The sequence below is a fragment of the Duganella levis genome (genome assembly GCF_009857605.1).
Taxonomy (GTDB): Bacteria; Pseudomonadota; Gammaproteobacteria; order Burkholderiales; family Burkholderiaceae_D; genus Rugamonas; species Rugamonas levis.
Genome location: NZ_WWCT01000031.1, coordinates 38,121 through 57,629 on the forward strand (window position 1 = coordinate 38,121; position 19,509 = coordinate 57,629).

16 protein-coding genes are annotated in these 19,509 nt (G+C 63.7%); 12 read left to right on the forward strand and 4 right to left on the reverse strand.

The genetic code is table 11. The features are described 5' to 3' along the window. Window positions 1–117: 117 nt before the first annotated feature. Window positions 118–1,290 (reverse strand): MFS transporter, encoded by a 1,173-nt coding sequence (locus tag GTP69_RS27350; protein WP_161057846.1) that lies wholly within the window; start codon window positions 1,288–1,290, stop codon window positions 118–120. Then, on the reverse strand, window positions 1,291–2,388 hold the full coding sequence (gene aroC, locus GTP69_RS27355) for a chorismate synthase (protein WP_110847721.1): 1,098 nt from the start codon (window positions 2,386–2,388) through the stop codon (window positions 1,291–1,293). 263 nt (window positions 2,389–2,651) lie between these two features. Between aroC and GTP69_RS27360 the strand changes: the two genes are divergently transcribed. Next, a complete protein-coding gene (locus GTP69_RS27360) occupies window positions 2,652–4,913 on the forward strand; it encodes a GGDEF/EAL domain-containing response regulator (protein ID WP_161057847.1) in 2,262 nt (753 codons plus the stop codon). A gap of 8 nt (window positions 4,914–4,921) precedes the next feature. Here GTP69_RS27360 and GTP69_RS27365 read toward each other — a convergent pair whose 3' ends face one another. Then, entirely contained in the window at window positions 4,922–5,377 is a 456-nt protein-coding gene (locus tag GTP69_RS27365) for a CBS domain-containing protein (RefSeq protein WP_110847719.1), read from the reverse strand. A gap of 167 nt (window positions 5,378–5,544) precedes the next feature. Here GTP69_RS27365 and GTP69_RS27370 point away from each other — a divergent pair, with 167 nt between their 5' ends. Then, window positions 5,545–6,264 carry an alpha/beta fold hydrolase gene (locus GTP69_RS27370; protein ID WP_161057848.1) on the forward strand — a complete coding sequence of 240 codons (720 nt, stop codon included), beginning with the start codon at window positions 5,545–5,547 and terminating at the stop codon, window positions 6,262–6,264. On the opposite strand, the gene GTP69_RS27375 is transcribed toward GTP69_RS27370, so the two are convergent. Continuing rightward, window positions 6,248–7,624 carry a YihY family inner membrane protein gene (locus GTP69_RS27375; protein WP_161057849.1) on the reverse strand — a complete coding sequence of 459 codons (1,377 nt, stop codon included), beginning with the start codon at window positions 7,622–7,624 and terminating at the stop codon, window positions 6,248–6,250. The genes GTP69_RS27370 and GTP69_RS27375 overlap by 17 nt on opposite strands. Window positions 7,625–7,688: 64 nt before the next feature. Between GTP69_RS27375 and wrbA the strand changes: the two genes are divergently transcribed. The 10 genes from wrbA to GTP69_RS27425 all read left to right on the forward strand — a co-directional run. Then, on the forward strand, window positions 7,689–8,294 hold the full coding sequence (gene wrbA, locus GTP69_RS27380) for an NAD(P)H:quinone oxidoreductase (protein WP_161057850.1): 606 nt from the start codon (window positions 7,689–7,691) through the stop codon (window positions 8,292–8,294). A 5-nt stretch (window positions 8,295–8,299) separates the two neighbouring features. After that, on the forward strand, window positions 8,300–8,707 hold the full coding sequence (locus tag GTP69_RS27385) for a DUF2069 domain-containing protein (RefSeq protein WP_110847715.1): 408 nt from the start codon (window positions 8,300–8,302) through the stop codon (window positions 8,705–8,707). Then, window positions 8,704–10,110 carry an FAD-binding oxidoreductase gene (locus tag GTP69_RS27390; protein ID WP_161057851.1) on the forward strand — a complete coding sequence of 469 codons (1,407 nt, stop codon included), beginning with the start codon at window positions 8,704–8,706 and terminating at the stop codon, window positions 10,108–10,110. The genes GTP69_RS27385 and GTP69_RS27390 overlap by 4 nt, the downstream gene beginning before the upstream one ends. 11 nt (window positions 10,111–10,121) lie before the next feature. Further along, window positions 10,122–10,553, forward strand: a complete 432-nt coding sequence (locus GTP69_RS27395; protein ID WP_161057852.1) for a DUF4124 domain-containing protein — start codon at window positions 10,122–10,124, stop codon at window positions 10,551–10,553. 107 nt (window positions 10,554–10,660) lie between these two features. Next, the gene (locus tag GTP69_RS27400; protein ID WP_161057858.1) at window positions 10,661–13,213 is read left to right on the forward strand and encodes an FtsX-like permease family protein; all 2,553 of its coding nucleotides are present in this window, start codon (window positions 10,661–10,663) and stop codon (window positions 13,211–13,213) included. After that, window positions 13,213–14,304, forward strand: a complete 1,092-nt coding sequence (locus GTP69_RS27405) for a lipocalin-like domain-containing protein (protein WP_161057853.1) — start codon at window positions 13,213–13,215, stop codon at window positions 14,302–14,304. The genes GTP69_RS27400 and GTP69_RS27405 overlap by 1 nt, the downstream gene beginning before the upstream one ends. Before the next feature lie 61 nt (window positions 14,305–14,365). Then, entirely contained in the window at window positions 14,366–16,201 is a 1,836-nt protein-coding gene (locus tag GTP69_RS27410; protein WP_161057854.1) for an ABC transporter transmembrane domain-containing protein, read from the forward strand. 66 nt (window positions 16,202–16,267) lie between these two features. Next, entirely contained in the window at window positions 16,268–17,011 is a 744-nt protein-coding gene (locus tag GTP69_RS27415; RefSeq protein WP_161057855.1) for a sterol desaturase family protein, read from the forward strand. Window positions 17,012–17,035: 24 nt separating this feature from the next. Then, complete coding sequence (locus tag GTP69_RS27420) at window positions 17,036–18,124, forward strand: threonine aldolase family protein (RefSeq protein ID WP_161057856.1); 1,089 nt, start codon at window positions 17,036–17,038, stop codon at window positions 18,122–18,124. A 41-nt stretch (window positions 18,125–18,165) separates the two neighbouring features. Then, on the forward strand, window positions 18,166–19,509 hold a 1,344-nt coding region (locus tag GTP69_RS27425), incomplete at its 3' end, for a DEAD/DEAH box helicase (RefSeq protein ID WP_202424593.1).

Genomic DNA, 19,509 nt, shown 5'->3' on the forward strand with positions numbered 1-19,509 from the left:
CCGCGTCGTTTGGTGAGTTGCCACTTGGCGGCATACAGTTCATCGGGATCGCGGTGCCGGACGGCATTGGACATTCATCCAGTCTACGTCCGCGCCTTGCCCGGCTGTATTGATGCGCTACAAAGCCACGCCTGTTTGATAGCCGTCGTTGCGCTGCCAGCGGAATGAGAGCGTCGCTGCCACAGCGGACAAGCACACCAGCACCGCCGCCACAAAATACACGCTCTCCGCGCCGGCGCGCTCCCACCACTGCGCCAGGAACAGGCCGCCCAGCGAGCCGCCGATGCCGTATGAGATGCTCATGTACAGCGCCTGCCCGCGCGCCTGCAACGGCCCGGAGAACCAGCGCTGCAAGGACATCACCGACGACGAATGATGCAGCGCAAACGTGGCCGCATGCATCAGCTGCGCCACGACCAGCAGCCAGACATCATGCGAGCCCAGTCCGATCATCAGGAAGCGCACCACACCAACGCCCAGCGCTAGATACATCATGCGCATCGCGCCCCAGCGTTTGAACAGCGGCGCCTGGAAATAGAACAGCATCACCTCAGCCAACACGCCCAGCGACCACATGGCGCCAATCACGGTCTTGCTATAGCCGCTGCGCTCCAGGTACAGCGAATAGAAGGTGTAGAGCGACGTATGCGCCGACACCATCAGCGCGGTGGAAGCGAAGAAGGCAATCACCTCGCGCCGGCGCAGCAGCGACAACAATGGCGGCGGCGCCACCGCATGCGTGCGGCGCGGCACGTCGCGCAGCCGGAACGCCGCCGCAATAGTCGCCACCAGCAGCGCCGCAGCCACCCAAGGCAGCGTGACGATGCCGTAATGCTCCAGCGCCACCGACGCCAGCGTCACCGACACGATAAAACCGATCGAGCCCCACATGCGGATGCGGCCATAGTAAGTCAGGTCGCCCTTCATCTCCGACAGCATCAATGCTTCGCAGATCGGCGCCTGGCCGCTGGTGAACAGATTGAGGATGACCATGGCCAGCATGAAGTGGCCAAAGCTGCTGCCGAAGAAAAATCCCGAGAAGCCCATCAGCGCGGCAAAGCCGGCCATGCGCAGCACCAGCACGCGGCGGTCGTAATGATCGGCGACGTAGCCCCACACATTGGGGCCGACGATGCGCAGCACCTGGATCATCGACATCAACACGCCGATCTGCGCGACCGTCATGCCCTTATCGGCAAAGTACAGCGTCGCGTAGGTCGACCAGGTGCCCGCGTGGGCGTAATAACAGAAGAGGAATAAAGCGAAGCTGAGCGCTTGTGCAGGAACCAATTACAGCGCGATGTTGGGCGTCGACACTTTCACATCGCCGCACTGCGCGCGGTGCATCAGCGCATGATCGATCAGCACCAGTGCCAGCATGGCTTCCGCAATCGGCGTGGCGCGGATGCCGACGCACGGATCGTGACGACCGAAGGTCTCCACCATCACCGGATTGCCGGCCTTGTCGATCGACGGCCGCGGCGTGCGGATCGACGAGGTCGGCTTGATGGCGATCGACACCGTGATGTCCTGGCCAGTCGACAGCCCACCCAGCACACCGCCGGCGTTATTGCCGACGAAGCCCTGCGGCGTCAGCGGATCACCGTGCTCGGTGCCCTTCTGCTCGACCGACTTGAAGCCGGCGCCAATCTCCACGCCCTTGACGGCGTTAATGCCCATCATGGCGTAAGCGATGTCGGCATCCAGCTTGTCGTAAATCGGCTGGCCCAGGCCGACCGGAATATTCTGCGCCACCACGTCGATGCGCGCGCCGATCGAGTCACCAGCCTTGCGCAGCTCATCCATATAGGCTTCCATGCGCTCGATGACAGCGGCGTCGCCGGTAGCGGCAAAGAACGGATTGTCCGGCACGTGCGACCAGTCCTGGAACGGCACCGCGATCTCGCCCAGCTGGCTCATGCAGCCCTTGAACACCGTGCCGTACTGCTGGTGCAACCACTTCTTGGCAATCGCCGCCGCGCCCACCACCGGCGCCGTCAGACGCGCCGACGAGCGGCCGCCGCCACGCGGATCGCGCACGCCGTATTTGTGCCAGTAGGTGTAATCGGCATGGCCGGGACGGAAAGTGTCGGCGATATTGCCGTAATCCTTGCTGCGCTGGTCCTCGTTGCGGATCAGCAGCGCGATCGGCGTGCCGGTGGTCACGCCCTCGTATACCCCCGACAGAATCTCCACCGTATCCGACTCCTGGCGCTGGGTAACGTGGCGCGACGTGCCCGGTTTGCGACGGTCCAGCTCCGGCTGAATGTCGGCTTCGGACAACGGCAAACCTGGTGGGCAACCATCGATCACACAACCAATCGCGGGACCGTGCGACTCACCAAAAGTAGTTACAGAGAACAATTTGCCAAAAGTATTACCGGACATAGGAAAAGAATCTTCGGAAAATGGGGAAAGTTCCTCATTTTACCAGCCCACGCACCGTGGCGGGCAGCCCACACAATAATTTCCACAAAGCAAGTTTCGCTTGGTAAAATATCATTCTTTTGATACAAGTATGCTGCAAGTTGAACACGGCTTGCACGTCGGCGCCCGGGCGGTTACTGAAAGCGCTGGAAAACCGCATTCATTTTGACAATTCGCTATATACTTGAACGCAAGAACACCGAGTAATCCTGGAGAAGCTACACATGCCCCCACCGGTCACACCCCTTGAGCAGTCCAAGGATGATCAAGACGATTTGGTATTCTTAGAAGAGCATCCGGCAGCGCCCGCAGCCCCTGGCGGCCGCAACGTGTGGCGTGTCATGATCATCGACGACGATGAAGACGTGCACTCGACGACGACCTTTGCGCTCGGTAATCTCGACATGCAGCATCGGCCGTTGGAATTTGTCCACGCCTACTCGGCCGGGCAAGCGCGCGAAATGCTCAAGCATGAGGCGGAGATCGCCGTCATCCTGCTCGACGTGGTCATGGAGCAAGACGACGCCGGCCTGCACCTGGTGCGCTACATCCGCGAAACGCTGAAACTGCACGATGTGCGCATCATCCTGCGCACCGGCCAACCCGGCTACGCGCCGGAAATCGACGCAATCCGCGACTTCGACATCAATGATTACAAGACCAAGTCCGAGCTGACCCGCATCAAGTTGTTCACCACGGTCACGGCGGCGATCCGCTCCTACGAGCAGATCCGCAAGATCAACGACAGCCGCCGCGGCCTGAACCAGATCGTCCACGCCAGCACGCAGCTGATGGCGCTGCACGGCGTGCAGAACTTTGCGGCCGGCGTGCTGGCGCAAATCGGCGACCTGCTGGGCTGCGAAGCCAACGGCGTGCTGTGCGTGCAGGAATGCCCGGACGACAGCTGCCACGAGCTGATGGTGATGGCCAGTGCCGGCACCTTCCGCCACCTGAGCAATATCACGCTGACCGTACGCGAAGACCAGCGCATTCATGAAGCACTGGAACTGGCGCTGGCGCAACGGCGCAACATCTACGGCCCGGATTACATCACGCTCTACTTCGCCGGCAAGGCCAGCCGCGACTTCGTCGGCTTCCTTGAAGTCAAACGGGCGCCGACAGAAATCGACGAGCGCCTGCTGGAAGTGTTCTGCAGCAACGTTGCAGTCGGTCTCGACAATGTGGAGCTGGTTACCCATCTGCATAACGCGGCGTTTTACGACCAGCTGTCCAAGCTGCCCAACCGTACCCGGCTGGTGGAAATCCTCGACGCCACGCTGGCCGGTCCGGCGCGCGACGAAGCCACCTTGTCGCTGGTCGACCTCGACCACTTTGCCGAAACCAACGACGCCCTCGGCCACCAGTTCGGTGACCTGCTGCTGGTCGCCGTAGCCGGCCGCCTGCAAACCGAGCTGGGCGAACGGGTGACCGTGGCCCGCATCGGCGGCGATATCTTCTGTGTGCTGGGCGATTCGGCCCAGGTCAATCCGGGCAATATTCTGGCGCTGTTCCAGCGTGCTTTCAGCATCGACGGCCAGGACGTGCAGCTGTCCGCAACGCTGGGCCTGGTGCGCCTGAACGAACACGAAGGCAGCGGCGCCGATGCGCTGAAAGACGCCGACATCGCCCTCAAGCGTGCCAAGTCGCAACAGCGCGCCGGCCACTTCTATTTCTCGCGCTCGATGGGTGTGGAAATCCGCGAACGGGTGCGCATGATGCACGCGCTGCGCACGGCATTCGGCCAGAACCAGTTGTTTGTAGTGTATCAACCGCAGATTGACCTGGTCACGCGCCGCCCGGTAGGCGCCGAGGCGCTGCTGCGCTGGCAAACGCCGGACGGCAAGTTCATCTCGCCCGACCGCTTCATCCCAATTGCCGAGTATTCCGGCCTGATTATCGACCTCGGCGAGTGGGTGATGCGTACTGCCTGCCGCGAATTGGTCGACCTGCGCAAGGCCGGCCACCACGACTTCATGATGTCGATTAACGTCTCGCAGGTGCAGTTCCGCCATCCGCTCTTCCTCGACATGCTGAAGCGCGCGCTGGAAGACACCGGCGCGCCACCGCAAAACATCGAGCTGGAAATCACCGAATCAATGGCCATGGAAGAGCCGGACCTGCTGATCAAGATGCTGGGCCAGATCAAGCAAACCGGCGTCAGCATTGCCATCGACGACTTCGGCACCGGCTTCTCGTCGCTGTCCTACCTCCAGCGCCTGCAAATCGACCGCCTGAAGATCGACCGTGCCTTCGTCACCGAGATCACCGGTTCGGCGCGCGGCAGCAGCATTGCGGAAATGGTGATCCAGCTGGGCCGCAATCTGGGCCTGGCGGTGATCGCAGAGGGTGTGGAAGACGAACGCCAGGCGCAGATCCTGCAAGCGCTGGGTTGCCCATTGGCGCAGGGATTCCTGTTCGCCCGGCCGATGACAGCCGCCGCACTGGACGGCTGGCTCAGCAACGACGCCCTGGAGGGCGCCGCCTGATACGGCAATTAATCCGCGGCTTGTTCGGCTTCGGCCGGCCAGTCGCGGATATAGGCTTTGAGCATGCGATTTTCAAAACTTTGCGCTTCCAGCACCGCGCGCGCGACGTCGTAGAACGAAATCACGCCCAGGATGGTCTTGGCGTTCATCACCGGCAGGTAGCGCGCGTGCTTTTCCAGCATGATGCGGCGCACCTCGTTGACTTCCGTGTCCGGCGTGACGGTGATCGGATGGTCGTCCATGTGCTTGCGGACCGTGCCGCCGCCCACAGTTCCCTGATTGTCATGCAGCGCCCGCAGCACTTCGCGGAAGGTGAGCATGCCCACCAGATCGCCAAATTCCATCACCACCAGCGAGCCGATGTCTTTCTCGGCCATGGTGTTGGCGGCGTCCACCAGCGGTTGATCGGGGGAGATGGTGTAAAGGATGGAACCTTTAACTTGCAGAATTTCGGAGACTTTCATGTTGGGCCGTCCTGTTCGCTGATATGCGCTCTGTGAATGGGAGTTCTAGTTGTTCTAAGCCTTGTTGCGAATGTAGCGTATGCCCGCCAAAAAAGCCAGTGCTTCGGATAAGCAAAACATAACATTATGATCTTACTGTAGGATAGCCGCAAAAAACGGAGACCGACATGCTGCATATGCCTACAGTGGTTTTCATCCACGGCGCACTGAACGACCATACCGTGTGGACGGCGCAAAGCCGCTACCTTGCGGATCTGGGCTATCCCATCCTCGCGATTGACCTGCCCGGCCACGGCCCGGATGCTGGTCCGGCGCTGGCCAGCGTGACCGCCATGGCCGACTGGCTGCTCGCCACGCTGGACGCGGCCGGCGTGCAGCACGCGGCGCTAGTGGGCCACAGCATGGGTTCCCTCATCGCGCTGGAAGTAGCCAGCAAGGCGCCGCAGCGCGTCACGCATCTGGCCCTGCTGGGCGCCGCCTTCCCGATGAAAGTGGCGGAAGCGCTGCTGGACACCGCGCGCAACGACGAAACCCGCGCCATCGACATGGTGACCAAATGGTCGCACGCGCAGGGTTATGCGGACACCGACACCTTGCGCCAGCTGATGCTACGCCTCGCGGCCGCCAATCCCGCGCAACTGCTGTACACCGACCTCGCCGCCTGCAACGCCTACGACAACGGCGAAACCGCAGCGCGCGCGGTGCGCTGCCCTACCCTGTTCATCTTCGGCGCGGGCGACGTCATGACGCCACCCAAGGCCGCGCGCCGGCTGATCGAAGCCATCCCGCACGCCCAAACCGTGACACTGGAAGCCGGCCACGCGATGATGGCAGAACAGCCGCGCGCCGTGAACAGCGCGCTGGCCGGCTTTATCGGCAGTCGATAGGGCCGAAGTGGTCGGCCAAAGTCTTGCCCAGGCCTGATTCCACCGCGGTTTCCACCTCGCGCGCCAGCGAGGCGGCTTCGCGCGCGGCCTGCAGGTCGCGCTCATCGTCGCCATCCGCCACCACGCCGGCGTTGACCGGCATGCCGGCAAAGACGAACAGGCGGTAGACTTCGGCCAACGTCAGTTTGTCGGTATTGGCCAGGATCACCCAGTTGTCGGCGCCATCGCTGACCCGCTTGCCCCACTGGACGCGCGGCGGCGCGGCCACCGGCACCCGGCCTACCCAGCCTTCCGCCACCATGCGTTCCAGCAGATTATCCATTTCATCAAAGCCCAGTCGCGTGCGTTCGCGAATCTGCCCTGAGCTGACCAGCGCCGTATCGCCGCACATCGAGGCCACATGCAGCACGCGCAGGATCGCCATGGCGTCGACAAACTCGCCGCCCGGCAGCGCCTCATGCCACCAGCGTTCATACTTCACCACCGGCAGCGCGGCCGTCAGCAAGGCGCCGAACAAGGTAATCATCCACGACACGTAGACCCACAACAGGAATAGCGGCAAGGCCGCCAGTGCGCCGTAAATCTTGGAATAGGTCGGGAACTGCGTAATGAAAATGGCGAAACCACGCTTGGCGATTTCAAACGCCAGGCCGGCTACCAGGCCGCCCCACGCGGCGTCGTGCCAGTCGACGTCGCGGTTCGGCACCACCACGTACAGCAGCGTAAAGGTGGCCATGGTCAGCGTGAACGACAGCACGGTATAAATCAGCGCGCCCAGGATCGGCACATCGCCAACCAGGTCGCTGGTGGCCATGAACACCTGCGACGACAGCGTCAGCGAGACGCCGATGAGCAGCGGTCCGAGCGAAATCAGCGCCCAGTAGACCAGGATGCGCTTAGTCCACGAACGCTGGCCGCGCACCCGCCAGATGCGGTTGAACACGCGCTCGATCAGGTTCATCATGGCGATCGAGGTGAAGATCAGCGCCACCGCACCCACCGCCGACAGCCGCGTGGCCTTGGAGGCGAACATGGTCAGGTAGTTAAGGATGGTGCTGGAAATTGTCTTCGGCATCACGCTCTGCACGAAGTACGCCTCCAGCGAACTGCGGAAGGTGTTAAAGATCGGGAAGGTGGTGAAGATCGCCAGCGCGATGGTCAGCAGCGGCACCAGCGCAAACACGGTGGTGAAGGTCAGGCTGCCGGCCACCTGCGGCACACTCTCCTCCTGCAACCGGCGGCGCGCGAACAGGAACAGATCCCGCACCTCCGGCCAGGACAGCGACCGGACGGTCTGGATGCCGCTGCGGCAGGTGCGGAAGAGATAAGAGAAAACGGGACGGATATATTTTTGGTACATGGACGCTATCGTATTACAACAGTGGCAATGATGCCATCCGCTAAAGCGCCCTATAATAACGCCGATGAACCATCCTAATCTGACTATTCTTGTACTGTTTTACTCTCGCCAGGGCGCCACCCGCAAATTAGCGGAGCTGATCGCCCAGGGAATCGAGAGCGTGCCGGGTTGCGATGCGCGTCTGCGCACGGTACCGGCGGTGTCCACCGTGACCGAAGCCACCGAGCCGGAAGTGCCGGCCGACGGCGCGCCTTACGTCGAATTGGACGACCTGACCGAATGCGCCGGCATCGCGGTCGGCTCGCCTACCCGCTTCGGCAACATGGCGGCGGCGATGAAGTATTTCTGGGACGGCACCGCCAGCCAGTGGCTGTCCGGCACCCTGGCGGGCAAGCCGGCCTGCGTGTTTACCTCGACCGGCAGCCTGCATGGCGGCCAGGAGTCGACGCTGCTGTCGATGATGATCCCGCTGTTCCATCATGGCCTGATGGTGCTCGGCCTGCCCTACACCAATCCTGAATTGATGACTACTTCGAGCGGCGGCACGCCGTATGGCGCCAGCCACTGGTCTGGCCTCGATGGCAAGAAAGTCATCACCGAAGACGAGAAACGCCTGGCCATCGCAATGGGCAAGCGGCTGGCCGAAACAGCAGTCAAACTACACGGATAAGCGCCATGGAAACCACAATGCAGAAGTATTTTCACTGGGGCGCCATCGGCAGCCTGGTGACGTTGATTATCTTGTGTGTGTTGTGGGAGATGGTGCTGGCGCCGTTAAAGCCGGGCGGCTCCTGGCTGGTGCTGAAGGCGGTGCCGCTGCTGCTGCCGCTGTACGGCGTCTACAAGCGTGATATCTACACGCTGCAATGGACCTCGATGATGATCCTGCTGTACTTCACCGAAGGCGTGGTGCGCGGCTGGAGCGATATCGGCTCGTTGTCGGCGTGGCTGGGCTGGGGCGAGGCGGCGGTGGTCTGCGTCTACTTTGTATGCGCGGTGCTGTATCTGCGTCCGTACAAGCGCGCCGCGAAAAAGATGGCGCGGGAGCTGCTGGACAAGATCAAGGTCAACACGGTCAAATGATGGAATTCCTCACGCAGTGCCGCGACATCGTCGGCGACGCTTATGTGCTCGACGCGCCGGCCGATATGGCGCCCTTCCTCACCGACTGGCGCGGACGCTTTACCGGCAAGGCGCTGGCGGTGCTGCGTCCCGGCTCAGTGGAGCAAGTGGCGGCGCTGGTGCGCGCCTGCGTATCGTATCGCGTGGCGCTGGTGCCGCAAGGCGGCAACACGGGACTGGTGCTAGGCAGCGTGCCGGATGCCAGCGGCGCGCAGGTGGTGTTGTCGCTGGCGCGGCTGAACAACATTCGCCAGGTCGATCCGGTCAACCGCACCATGACGGTGGATGCGGGCTGCATACTCCAGCAAATCCAGGAAGCCGCGGCAGCCAAGGGCTGCTTGTTCCCGCTGTCGCTGGCGGCGGAAGGCAGCTGCACCATCGGCGGCAATCTGTCGACCAATGCTGGCGGCACGGCTGTTCTGCGCTACGGGAACACGCGTGAATTGTGCCTCGGGCTGGAAGTGGTCACGCCGCAGGGCGAGGTCTGGAGCGGCTTGCGCGGCCTGCGCAAGGATAATACCGGCTACGATTTGCGCGACCTGTTCATTGGCGCGGAAGGCACGTTGGGCATCATCACCGGCGCGGTGCTCAAGCTGTATCCGCAGCCGAAGGCCAGCATCACGGCGCTGGCGGCGCTGCCCTCACCGGCCACTGCGCAACAGTTGCTGGTGCTGATGCAGGACTATTGCGCTTCCAGCCTGACCGGTTTTGAGCTGATGTCGCGCTACTGCCTGGAGCTGGTGGCGGAGCAGTTCCCGCAACTGCCCAAGCCTTTCGCCACGTCGCATCCGCAGTATGTGCTGCTGGAATTGAGCAGCAGCGAGTCGGAGCAGCATGCGGTCGGGCTGCTGGAACAGGCGATCGGCGCGGCGCTGGAGCGTGGTGTGATCAATGATGCGGTGGTCGCGACGTCGGTGGCGCAGTCGGCTGGTCTGTGGCAGTTGCGCGAGCATATTCCACTGGCGCAGGCCAAGGCGGGCAAGAACATCAAGCACGATATTTCGCTGCCGGTGTCGCGGATTGCGGACTTTATCTCCGTCACCGGGCCGCAGCTGGATGCGGCGTTTCCGGGTTGTCAGCTGGTGTGCTTCGGCCATCTGGGCGACGGCAATCTGCATTACAACGTGGCGCCGCCGGTTGGCATCTCTAACGAGGACTTCCTGGCGAACCAGGAGAAGGTCAACCGTGTGGTGCACGATAGCGTCGTGTCGTTTGGCGGCTCGATTTCGGCCGAACATGGCATTGGCGCATTGAAGCGCGATGAGCTGGCGCGCTACAAGTCGGCGATAGAGCTGAATATGATGCGAGCCATCAAAGCGGCATTGGATCCGCTGGGTATCATGAATCCCGGGAAAATCCTTTGACCGAGGCTGACATGAAACTGCTGATCGTTGTGGTGCTGTGGGCTACCACGCTGGTGGCGTACGCGCAAACCGTCTACAAATGCAAGGCGGATGGCAAGACGACTTATAGCGATGCGCCGTGTCCTGCTGGCGCGGATGCTTCCACGCTGCAGGCGCCAGCCGCGCCGCCGCGTGATGCGGCTGCGGCCACCGCGTTGCGCCGCCAGCAAAAACAGGCGGACGCTCTGGAAAAGGCGCGTATCAAGCGCGAAGAGCGTGACGAACGCGATGCTGCGCGCGTGTCGCAAGCAGCGGCGGTGCAGCGCAAGAAGTGCGACAAGCTCAAACTGAACAAACGCTGGGCCGACGAAGACGCCCGCCGCGCCACCGGCCAAGCCACCGAAGCCGCCCGCCTCCGCGCCCAACGCGCTGGCGAAGCCATGACGCTGGAGTGTCCGCGCTAATGTCCGACCACGCGCCCGCACCTGCACCCGTCGCGCCGCCGGAGCACGACGGCGGCGTCCGCGCCAACGCAACGCCGCTGCACACGCCCTCCGACACGGCGGCGTCAATGCGCCGGCTGTCACGCTGGTTGCTGCTGGGCGAATGGCGCGCGCATCCGGTACGGGCCTTGGTGGCGATTGCGGCGATTGCGGTCGGCATCTCGCTCGGCTTCGCCATCCACCTGATCAACGCCGCCGCCTTCAACGAATTCTCCGCCGCCGTCAAAGGCCTGTCCGGCCTTGCCGACGTCCAGGTGCGCGGCACCGAACCATTCTTCGACGAAGCCATCTACCCAACACTGGCCCAACGCGACGGTGTGGTCGTCGCCTCCCCCGTACTGGAATTCGATGCCTCGGTCCCCAGCCAGCGCACCGCCCTTAAAATCATCGGCACCGACGCCTTCCGCGCCAGCTACATCTCGCCGGAACTGGTCGGCACGCCGACCGACAACAACATCAACGACACCCTCGCCGACGACGCCCTGTTCCTGTCCGCCGCCGCCCAGCAATGGCTGCAACCGCAAGCCAACGCCGTCACGCTGCAAGTCGGCACCAGCCAGATCAAACTGCGCGTCGCCGGCTCCCTGCCTGCCGCCCGCGCCGGCCAGCGCATCGCGGTGATGGACATCGGCGCCGCCCAATGGCGCTTCGCAAAACTCGGCCAACTGTCGCGCATCGACCTCAAACTGCGCGATGGCGTCAATCGCGAAGCCTTCAAGGCCCAACTGGAAAAAGACCTGCAAGCCCGCTACCCCGGCCGCTTCCGCGTCAACCAGCCCAACGACAACGAACAAAACAACAGCAACGAAAGCATGAGCCGCGCCTACCGCGTCAACCTGACCGTGCTTGCACTGGTGGCGCTGTTCACCGGCGCCTTCCTGGTCTTCTCGACGCAAGCGCTGTCGGTGATCCGCCGCCGCAGCCAGTTCGCGCTGCTGCGCGTGCTGGGCATGGACCGCCACCGCCTGCTGCGCCAGATCCTGCTCGAAGGGCTGTGCTTGGGCATCGCCGGTTCGGCCATCGGCATCGCCGCCGGCTATGGCCTGGCCGCCGCCGCGCTGCACTTCATGGGCGCGGATCTCGGCGCCGGCTTCTTCTCCGGTGTGCGTCCGCAAGTGCAGTTCACACCGGTGGCCGCCGCCATCTATTTCGCATTGGGCGTGGCTGTCGCCCTGCTGGGCTGCGCCGCGCCGGCACTGGACGCCGCCCGCGCAAAACCAGCCATCGCCCTCAAATCCGGCAGCGAAGAAGCCGCGATGTCGCGCCTGTCGCGTGCCTGGCCGTCGCTGGCGTGCATCGCCCTGGCCGCGCTGCTGTCGCAAGCCCCACCGATATTCGAACTGCCGCTGTTCGGCTACCTGTCCATCGCCCTGCTGCTGATTGGCGCCATTGGCCTGATGCCGCGCCTGGCCGCCATCGTGTTCCGCTTCGCGCACCAGCGCTGGAGTGTCGCCACCGCCGGCAAGCCCGATGCATCGGCCGTCATGACGCTCACTCTGTCCCGCCTCGCCAACGCCTCCAGCCAGGCCGGCATCGCGCTGGGCGGCGTGCTGTCCAGTTTCAGCCTGATGGTCGCTATGGCCATCATGGTCGCCAGCTTCCGCGTGTCGCTGGACGACTGGCTGCTACATATCCTGCCGGCCGATATCTACGTCAGTACCGCCAGCGGCGGCGCCACGGCCGGCTTGCGGCCGCTGGAACAGGCGGCGATGGCCGCGCTGCCAGGCGTCGCCAGCGCCGACTTTCTGACCACGCGCTCCGTCGCCCTGGCGCCGGGCCGTCCGCCCGTCACGCTGATGGCGCGCACCGTGGATGCGGCCAATCCCGGCCGCACGCTGGCCATCGTCGGCGCCACGCAACTACCCGCAGCAGGCGGACCGCCGCCGGTGTGGGTGTCGGAAGCCATGGTCGATTTGTACGGCATGAAGGTCGGCCAGCGCATCGAACTGCCATTGGCCGGCACGCCGCGCGCCTTCCTCGTGGCCGGCATCTGGCGCGACTACGCCCGCCCTACCGGCACCATCCAGATGCGGCTGAACGACTACCGCGCCATCACCGGCGAACAGGAAGCCAGTGGCGTGGCGCTCACGCTCAAACCGGGCAGCCGGCCGGAGGACACCATCAAGGCACTTAAACAACTGCCGTTCGCCGCCGCGCTGAACGCCAGCGAACCATCGGAAATCCGCGCCATGAGCATGAAGATATTTGACCGCAGCTTCGCCATCACCTACCTGCTGGAGGCGATTGCCATCGTCATCGGCCTGTTCGGCGTGGCTGCCACCTTCTCGGCGCAAACGCTGGCGCGCGCCAAGGAATTCGGCATGCTGCGCCATGTCGGCGTCACGCGCCGCCAGGTGCTGTCGATACTGGCGATTGAAGGCGGCTCGCTGACGGCGCTCGGCATCGTCACCGGCTTCGCGCTGGGTTGGGTGATTAGCCTGATCCTGGTGTTCGTCGTCAATCCGCAGTCCTTCCACTGGACCATGCAACTGCACATGCCATGGCCGCTGCTGGCCACCGTGGCCGGCCTGCTGCTGGCCGCCGCCGCGCTTACCGCGCTGTTGGCCGGCCGCCAGGCGCTGTCCGGCGGACCGATACGCGCCGTCAGGGAGGACTGGTAATGTTCATTCGCCTACTGCGCCTTGTCGCAGCCACGCTGGCGCTAGCTCTGTCTTCGCCGGCGCATGCCGCCGCGCCGGAATTTGCGACCGTCACGCCGCTGCCGGCCGGCGCCACGCTGTCCTTCCCTAAAGACTACGGCGCCCATCCCGACTTCAAAACCGAATGGTGGTACGTCACCGGCTGGCTCGATACGCCGGACGGCAAACCGCTCGGCTTCCAGGTCACCTTCTTCCGCAGCGCCACCACGCACGACCGCGACAACCCGAGCCAGTTCGCGCCCAAGCAGCTGATCATCGGCCACGCCGCCGTCTCCGACCCGGCCAACGGCAAGCTGCTGCACGACCAACGCTCCGAGCGCGAAGGCTTCGGCCTGTCCTACGCGAAAACCGGCGACACCAACGTCAAGCTGGAAGACTGGCATATGGTACGCGCCGCCGACGGCAGCTACACCGTCCATGTCGACAGCGCGCAATTCAAATATGACATCAAACTGACGCCCAGCCAGGCCGTGATGCCAGAAGATCAACGCGGCTACTCGCGCAAGGGCCCGCGCCCGGGCCAGGCCAGCTACTACTACAGCGAACCGCACCTGCAAGTGAGCGGCAACGTCACCCGCAACGGCAAGCCGGTCGCCGTCACCGGCAGCGCGTGGCTCGATCACGAGTGGTTCAGCGAGTATGTCGATCCCGATGCCAGCGGCTGGGATTGGATCGGCGCCAACCTCGATGACGGCGGTGCATTAATGGCATTCCAGATCAGAAGCAAGACAGGTGCTAAACTATGGGCGCACGCGACATGGCGCGACGCATCCGGTAAGATCACGCAGTTCGCGCCGGACCAGGTCAGTTTCAGCCCGCAACGGAAGTGGCGTTCACCGCGCACCAATGCCGAGTATCCGGTCGCCACCCGGCTCACCACCGGCAGCAACGTCTGGGACGTGGTGCCGCTGCAGGACGACCAGGAGCTCGATTCGCGCCGGTCGGTCGGCGCGGTGTACTGGGAAGGTGCGGTCACGCTGAACCGTGACGGCAAGCGTATCGGCCGCGCCTATCTGGAATTGACGGGCTATGTCAGCGCCATGAAATTGTAAGCACAATATAAAGCCGTACCAGACGTCATAACAAGTATATTCACGTAACCGCAGCCACACGATGACCAATAGCACCACCGCCAGCACGCCAACCGCCGCTGCACCGAACGCATCCCGTGAACTTAAAAAAGGCAGCCTTGCCACCTTGCGCGAGCTGGGGCCATTCCTGGCGCCGTACAAGCGCCAGTTCGCCATGGCCGGGGTTGCGCTGGTGGTGGCCGCCGCCTCCACGCTGGCCATTCCCGCCGCCTTCAAGCAAATGATCGACCTCGGATTCGGCGGCGCCGGCACGCGCAGCATCCAGCATGTGGACCTGGTGTTCCTGGCGCTGTTCGGCCTCGCCACCATCTTGGCGCTGGCCACGGCGGCGCGCTTCTACACCGTCTCCTGGCTGGGCGAACGCGTGACCGCAGACATCCGCAGCGCCGTCTACAAGCACGTCGTCACGCAAAGCCCGGAATTTTTCGAGACCACGCAGACCGGCGAAGTCCTGTCACGCATCACCACCGACACCACGCTGATTCAGTCGGTGGTCGGCACCAGCATCTCGATGGCCTTGCGGAACGTGCTGCTGTTTATCGGCGGCCTGGCGATGCTGTTCGTGACCAGTCCCAAACTGTCGGCCATCATCATCGGCCTGCTGATCCTGACAGTGCTGCCGATCGTGATGTACGGCCGCCGCGTGCGCACGCTGTCGCGCGACTCGCAGGACCGCGTGGCCGACGCTTCCGCCATGGCCGGCGAAATCCTCAACGCCATGCCGACGGTGCAGGCCTTCACGCACGAAAAAATCGAATCGCAGCGCTTCGGCAATTCGGTCGAAGGCGCATTCCAGACCGCCATGCGCCGCATCCGCGCGCGCGCCGTACTCACCATGCTGGCCATTGTGCTGGTGTTCGGCGCCATCGTCTTCGTGCTCTGGCTCGGCGCGCACGCCGTGCTGTCGGGCGAAATGACCGGTGGCGACCTCGGTCAGTTCATCCTGTACGCCTCCATCGTGGCCGGTGCGATTGGCGCGCTGTCCGAGGTGATGGGCGAAGCGCAGCGGGCCGCCGGCGCCACCGAGCGCCTGCTGGAACTGATGTCGGTCAAATCCAGGATTCAATCGCCGGTCACGCCATTGGCGCTGCCACCGCGCGCGGCCAACGGCGCCGCACTGACGCTGAACGACGTGATGTTCTCGTATCCATCCCGGCCGGAGACCAACTCGCTCGACCACGTATCGCTGGATATCAAGCCGGGTGAAACGGTGGCAGTCGTCGGTCCTTCCGGCGCCGGCAAGACCACGCTGTTCCAGTTGTTCCTGCGCTTCTACGATCCGCAACACGGCAGCATCAAGCTGGATGGTGTCGACATCACGCAGCTCGACCTGCACACGCTGCGCGACGCCATCGGCATCGTGCCGCAGGATACGATCATCTTCTCGGCCAACGCCATGGAAAACATCCGCTACGGCCGCTCCGGCGCTACCGACGAAGAAGTGATCGCGGTCGCCAAGCTGGCCGCCGCCCATGAATTCATCGAACGTCTGCCGCAAGGCTATCAATCCTTCCTGGGTGAGCGTGGTGTGCGCTTGTCCGGTGGCCAGCGTCAACGCATCGCGATTGCGCGCGCGCTGCTGAAAAATCCACCGCTGCTGCTGCTGGACGAAGCCACCAGCGCGCTGGATGCGGAATCCGAACGCCTGGTGCAAAGCGCGCTGGAAGCGGCGATGGTCGGCCGCACCACCGTCATCATCGCGCACCGCCTGGCGACAGTGCAGCGCGCCGATCGCATCATCGTTATGGAAGACGGCAAAATCGTCGAAACCGGCACGCACGCATCGCTGGTGGCGCTGGGCGGCATCTACGCCAACCTCGCGGCACTGCAATTCCACAACGTCCACATAGTGCATTAATTATTTTATAAGCACAGCCGGCGCAGGCCGACCGTATGATGGCGTCTTCCAATACCGGGAGACGCCATGCTGCTGCACCGAATACTCAACAGCCTTCAGCAAACCGCAATCTACTATGCGGTGATTGCGGGCGCGTTCTTCGCGTTGTGGCTGTGGTGGCGCAAATGGCCCGGCAAGCGCAAGCCGTTGCAGCCCAAGCCGGTCGATGTGTCGCAAATCCGCCGTGAGCTTTTCACCTCCATCGGCAGCATCATCGTCTTCTCCAGCTACCTGCCGTTGCTGTTCCTGATCGGCTTCGGCGAATACACGCAGTTTTATCCGCGCATATCAGATCACGGCTGGCCGTACTTCTTCCTCAGCATCCTGCTGGCGATGGTGGTGCAGGACACCTACTTCTACTGGACGCACCGGCTGATGCACCACCGCCGCCTGTTCCGCTGGTTCCACCGCACGCACCACCGCTCGACCAACACCAATCCGTGGTCGACCTACTCCGTCAACCCACTGGAAGCCATCGTCGACAGCGGCGCCGGGGTGTTGATCCTGCTGATCGTGCCGATGACCGGCTGGGCCATCTTCACCTTCTCGATTATCAACACGGTGTATGCGGTGTACACGCACCTCGGCTACGAGCTGTATCCGCGCGCGCTGTCCGGCCACTGGCTGGGCCGGTGGATCAACACCTCCACTGCGCACAACATCCACCACGCCAAGGCGCGCTATAACTTCAGCTGGTATTTCCTGTTCTGGGACCGCATGATGGGCACCCTGTCGCCGGACTACGAGGGGCAGTACAGGGCGAAGTGGTAACATGCTGCCTTTCAGGAGACCGCCGTGACCGACGCAGAACTCAAACTCAGTTGCCGCAGCCACCTGCCCGGCCATCGCACGCCCTCGCCCGCCGAGCTGTTTGCCGCCATGGGCGAATGGTGCGAAACGCACAAGGTCACGCATGACGTCTACGGCAGCGGCGCGCTGATACAGGATTTTGAAGCGAAAGTCGCGCGCCTGCTGGGTTTTGAGGCGGCCGTGTTCTGCATCACCGGCACCATGACGCAAGCCACCGCGCTGCGCATCGCCTGCGCGGAGCGTGGCAGCAAGCTGGTGGCGCTGCATCCCACCTCGCACATTCTCAAGCATGAACGCGGCAACCATCAGTTGTTCGACCATTTCCAGGCCTTGCAGATCGGCGATCCAAATCGTCCGTGGACGCTGGATGAACTGAAAGCCATTCCCGATCAACTGGGCGCGGCCGCGCTGGAACTGCCGGCGCGCGAAATCGGTGGCCAGTGCCCAAGCTGGGACGAACTGGCGGCCATCAAAGCCTATTGCAAAGAACGAAGCATCCACCTGCACATGGATGGCGCGCGCCTGTGGGAAACCACCGCCGCTTTCGATCGCCCTGCCAGTGAGATCGCGACGGGCTTCGACAGCGTGTACGTGTCGCTGTACAAAGGCATCGGCGGCATGGGCGGCGCCATGCTGGCTGGCAGCGCGGCCTTCGTCGCCAAGGCGCAGGAGTGGTATCGCCGCCAGGGCGGCAATGTGTATCAGCGCACGCCCTATGTGGTCGCCGCCGCCATGCAGTTCGACGCGCGGCTGGCGGCGATGCCGGACTACTTCCGCCGCACGCAATGGCTGTATGAGGCGCTGCGCGACTATCCGCTGCTGATGCCCAATCCGGCCAAGCCGCACGCCAATATGCTGCACATTCACCTGCCGGTGAGCCGCCAGCGCGCGCTGGAAATTCGTGGCAGCATCGCGCAGGAACATGGCGTGTGGCTGTTCAACGGCGCCAATCATGCGGCGCTGCCGGACCGCAGTTGGGTAGAGCTGTACATCGGCGACAACCTGCTGTCGCTGTCCGACCAGCGCGTGCGCGAGATCCTGGCCTTGTGGTCGGATGCGCTGGCGACCGCATAAACCGGCTATACTGCGCCCCTTTTTGTTTGACTGACCACACCATGACCTTCCAATCCCTCGGCCTGATCGATCCCTTACTGCGCACGCTGGACGCGCTGGGCTACAAGCAGCCTACGCCCGTGCAAAAGCAAGCCATTCCCGCCGTACTGGCAGGCCGCGACGTGATGGCGGCCGCGCAGACCGGCACCGGCAAGACCGCCGGTTTCGCGCTGCCGATCCTGCATCGCCTGACGATGGAAGGCGCGACCGCGCCGCAATGCGTGCGCGCATTGGTGCTGGTGCCGACGCGCGAGCTGGCGGAACAGGTCTACGAAAGCTTCCGCAGCTATGGCAGCAACCTGCCGCTGCGCAGCGCCGTGGCGTATGGCGGCGTGGCGATCGAGCCGCAGATCACCAAGCTGCGCAAGGGTCTGGACGTGCTGGTGGCGACGCCGGGCCGTTTGCTCGACCTGCACGACCAGGGCGTGATCAGTTTCGAACTGCTGCAAACGCTGGTGCTGGACGAGGCGGACCGCATGCTGGACCTGGGCTTTGAACGCGATCTGGACATTCTGCTGGCGGCGCTGCCGAAGCAGCGTCAGACCCTGCTGTTCTCGGCCACCTTCTCGGACGAGATCCGCAAGCTGGCCAAGGGCCTGCTGCGCGATCCGGTGTCGATTCAGGTGGAAGCGGCCAATACGGCCGTCAAATCGGTCAAACAGTGGCTGGTCACCACCGACAAGCGCCGCAAGCCGGAGCTGTTCCTGCACCTGCTGAACAAGCTGGGTTGGACGCAGGCGCTGGTGTTCGTCAAAACGCGCAAAGGCGCGGAGGCGCTGGTCAAGGAGTTGCTGGATCATGGCCTGACGGCGGACGCCATCCACGGCGACAAGACGCAACCGGCACGCCTGCGAGCGCTGGACCGATTCAAGCGCAAGGAAGTGCAACTGCTGATCGCCACCGACGTGGCGGCGCGCGGCCTGGATATCGAAGCGCTGCCGCTGGTGGTGAACTTTGACCTGCCGTCCGTGGCCGAAGACTACATTCACCGCATTGGCCGTACCGGCCGCGCGGGCATGGAGGGCGAAGCGGTGTCGCTGGTGTGCGCCGACGAAGTGGATGTGCTGAAGGCGATCGAGACGTTGACGCGCCAAGCCGTGCCGCGTTTCGAAGAACAAGGCTTTGAAGCCGACCACCGTGTGCCTGAAACCTCGGCGAGAGGTGCTGCGGCGCCGGCGCGCAAAGGTCCGCCGCCCAACGCCGCCAAGCGCCCTGCCGGCGCGCCGCCACTGGCCAAGAAGCCGGCGCCGCCAAAGGGCGAGGCACGGCCTGCCGGCGGCAGCGAATCGCTGGGCTTCTGGACGCCGCCGGAGAAAGTCGGCAAGCTGGCCAGCCGCGATCGCGTG

What these genes read in the sequence shown, in the direction of transcription:
- aroC (WP_110847721.1), bottom strand. Translation starts at nt 2,388, where the DNA reads ATGTCCGGTAATACTTTTGGCAAATTGTTCTCTGTAACTACTTTTGGT.
- GTP69_RS27360 (WP_161057847.1), top strand. Translation starts at nt 2,652, where the DNA reads ATGCCCCCACCGGTCACACCCCTTGAGCAGTCCAAGGATGATCAAGAC.
- GTP69_RS27365 (WP_110847719.1), bottom strand. Translation starts at nt 5,377, where the DNA reads ATGAAAGTCTCCGAAATTCTGCAAGTTAAAGGTTCCATCCTTTACACC.
- GTP69_RS27370 (WP_161057848.1), top strand. Translation starts at nt 5,545, where the DNA reads ATGCTGCATATGCCTACAGTGGTTTTCATCCACGGCGCACTGAACGAC.
- GTP69_RS27375 (WP_161057849.1), bottom strand. Translation starts at nt 7,624, where the DNA reads ATGTACCAAAAATATATCCGTCCCGTTTTCTCTTATCTCTTCCGCACC.
- wrbA (WP_161057850.1), top strand. Translation starts at nt 7,689, where the DNA reads ATGAACCATCCTAATCTGACTATTCTTGTACTGTTTTACTCTCGCCAG.
- GTP69_RS27385 (WP_110847715.1), top strand. Translation starts at nt 8,300, where the DNA reads ATGGAAACCACAATGCAGAAGTATTTTCACTGGGGCGCCATCGGCAGC.
- GTP69_RS27390 (WP_161057851.1), top strand. Translation starts at nt 8,704, where the DNA reads ATGATGGAATTCCTCACGCAGTGCCGCGACATCGTCGGCGACGCTTAT.
- GTP69_RS27395 (WP_161057852.1), top strand. Translation starts at nt 10,122, where the DNA reads ATGAAACTGCTGATCGTTGTGGTGCTGTGGGCTACCACGCTGGTGGCG.
- GTP69_RS27400 (WP_161057858.1), top strand. Translation starts at nt 10,661, where the DNA reads ATGCGCCGGCTGTCACGCTGGTTGCTGCTGGGCGAATGGCGCGCGCAT.
- GTP69_RS27405 (WP_161057853.1), top strand. Translation starts at nt 13,213, where the DNA reads ATGTTCATTCGCCTACTGCGCCTTGTCGCAGCCACGCTGGCGCTAGCT.
- GTP69_RS27410 (WP_161057854.1), top strand. Translation starts at nt 14,366, where the DNA reads ATGACCAATAGCACCACCGCCAGCACGCCAACCGCCGCTGCACCGAAC.
- GTP69_RS27415 (WP_161057855.1), top strand. Translation starts at nt 16,268, where the DNA reads ATGCTGCTGCACCGAATACTCAACAGCCTTCAGCAAACCGCAATCTAC.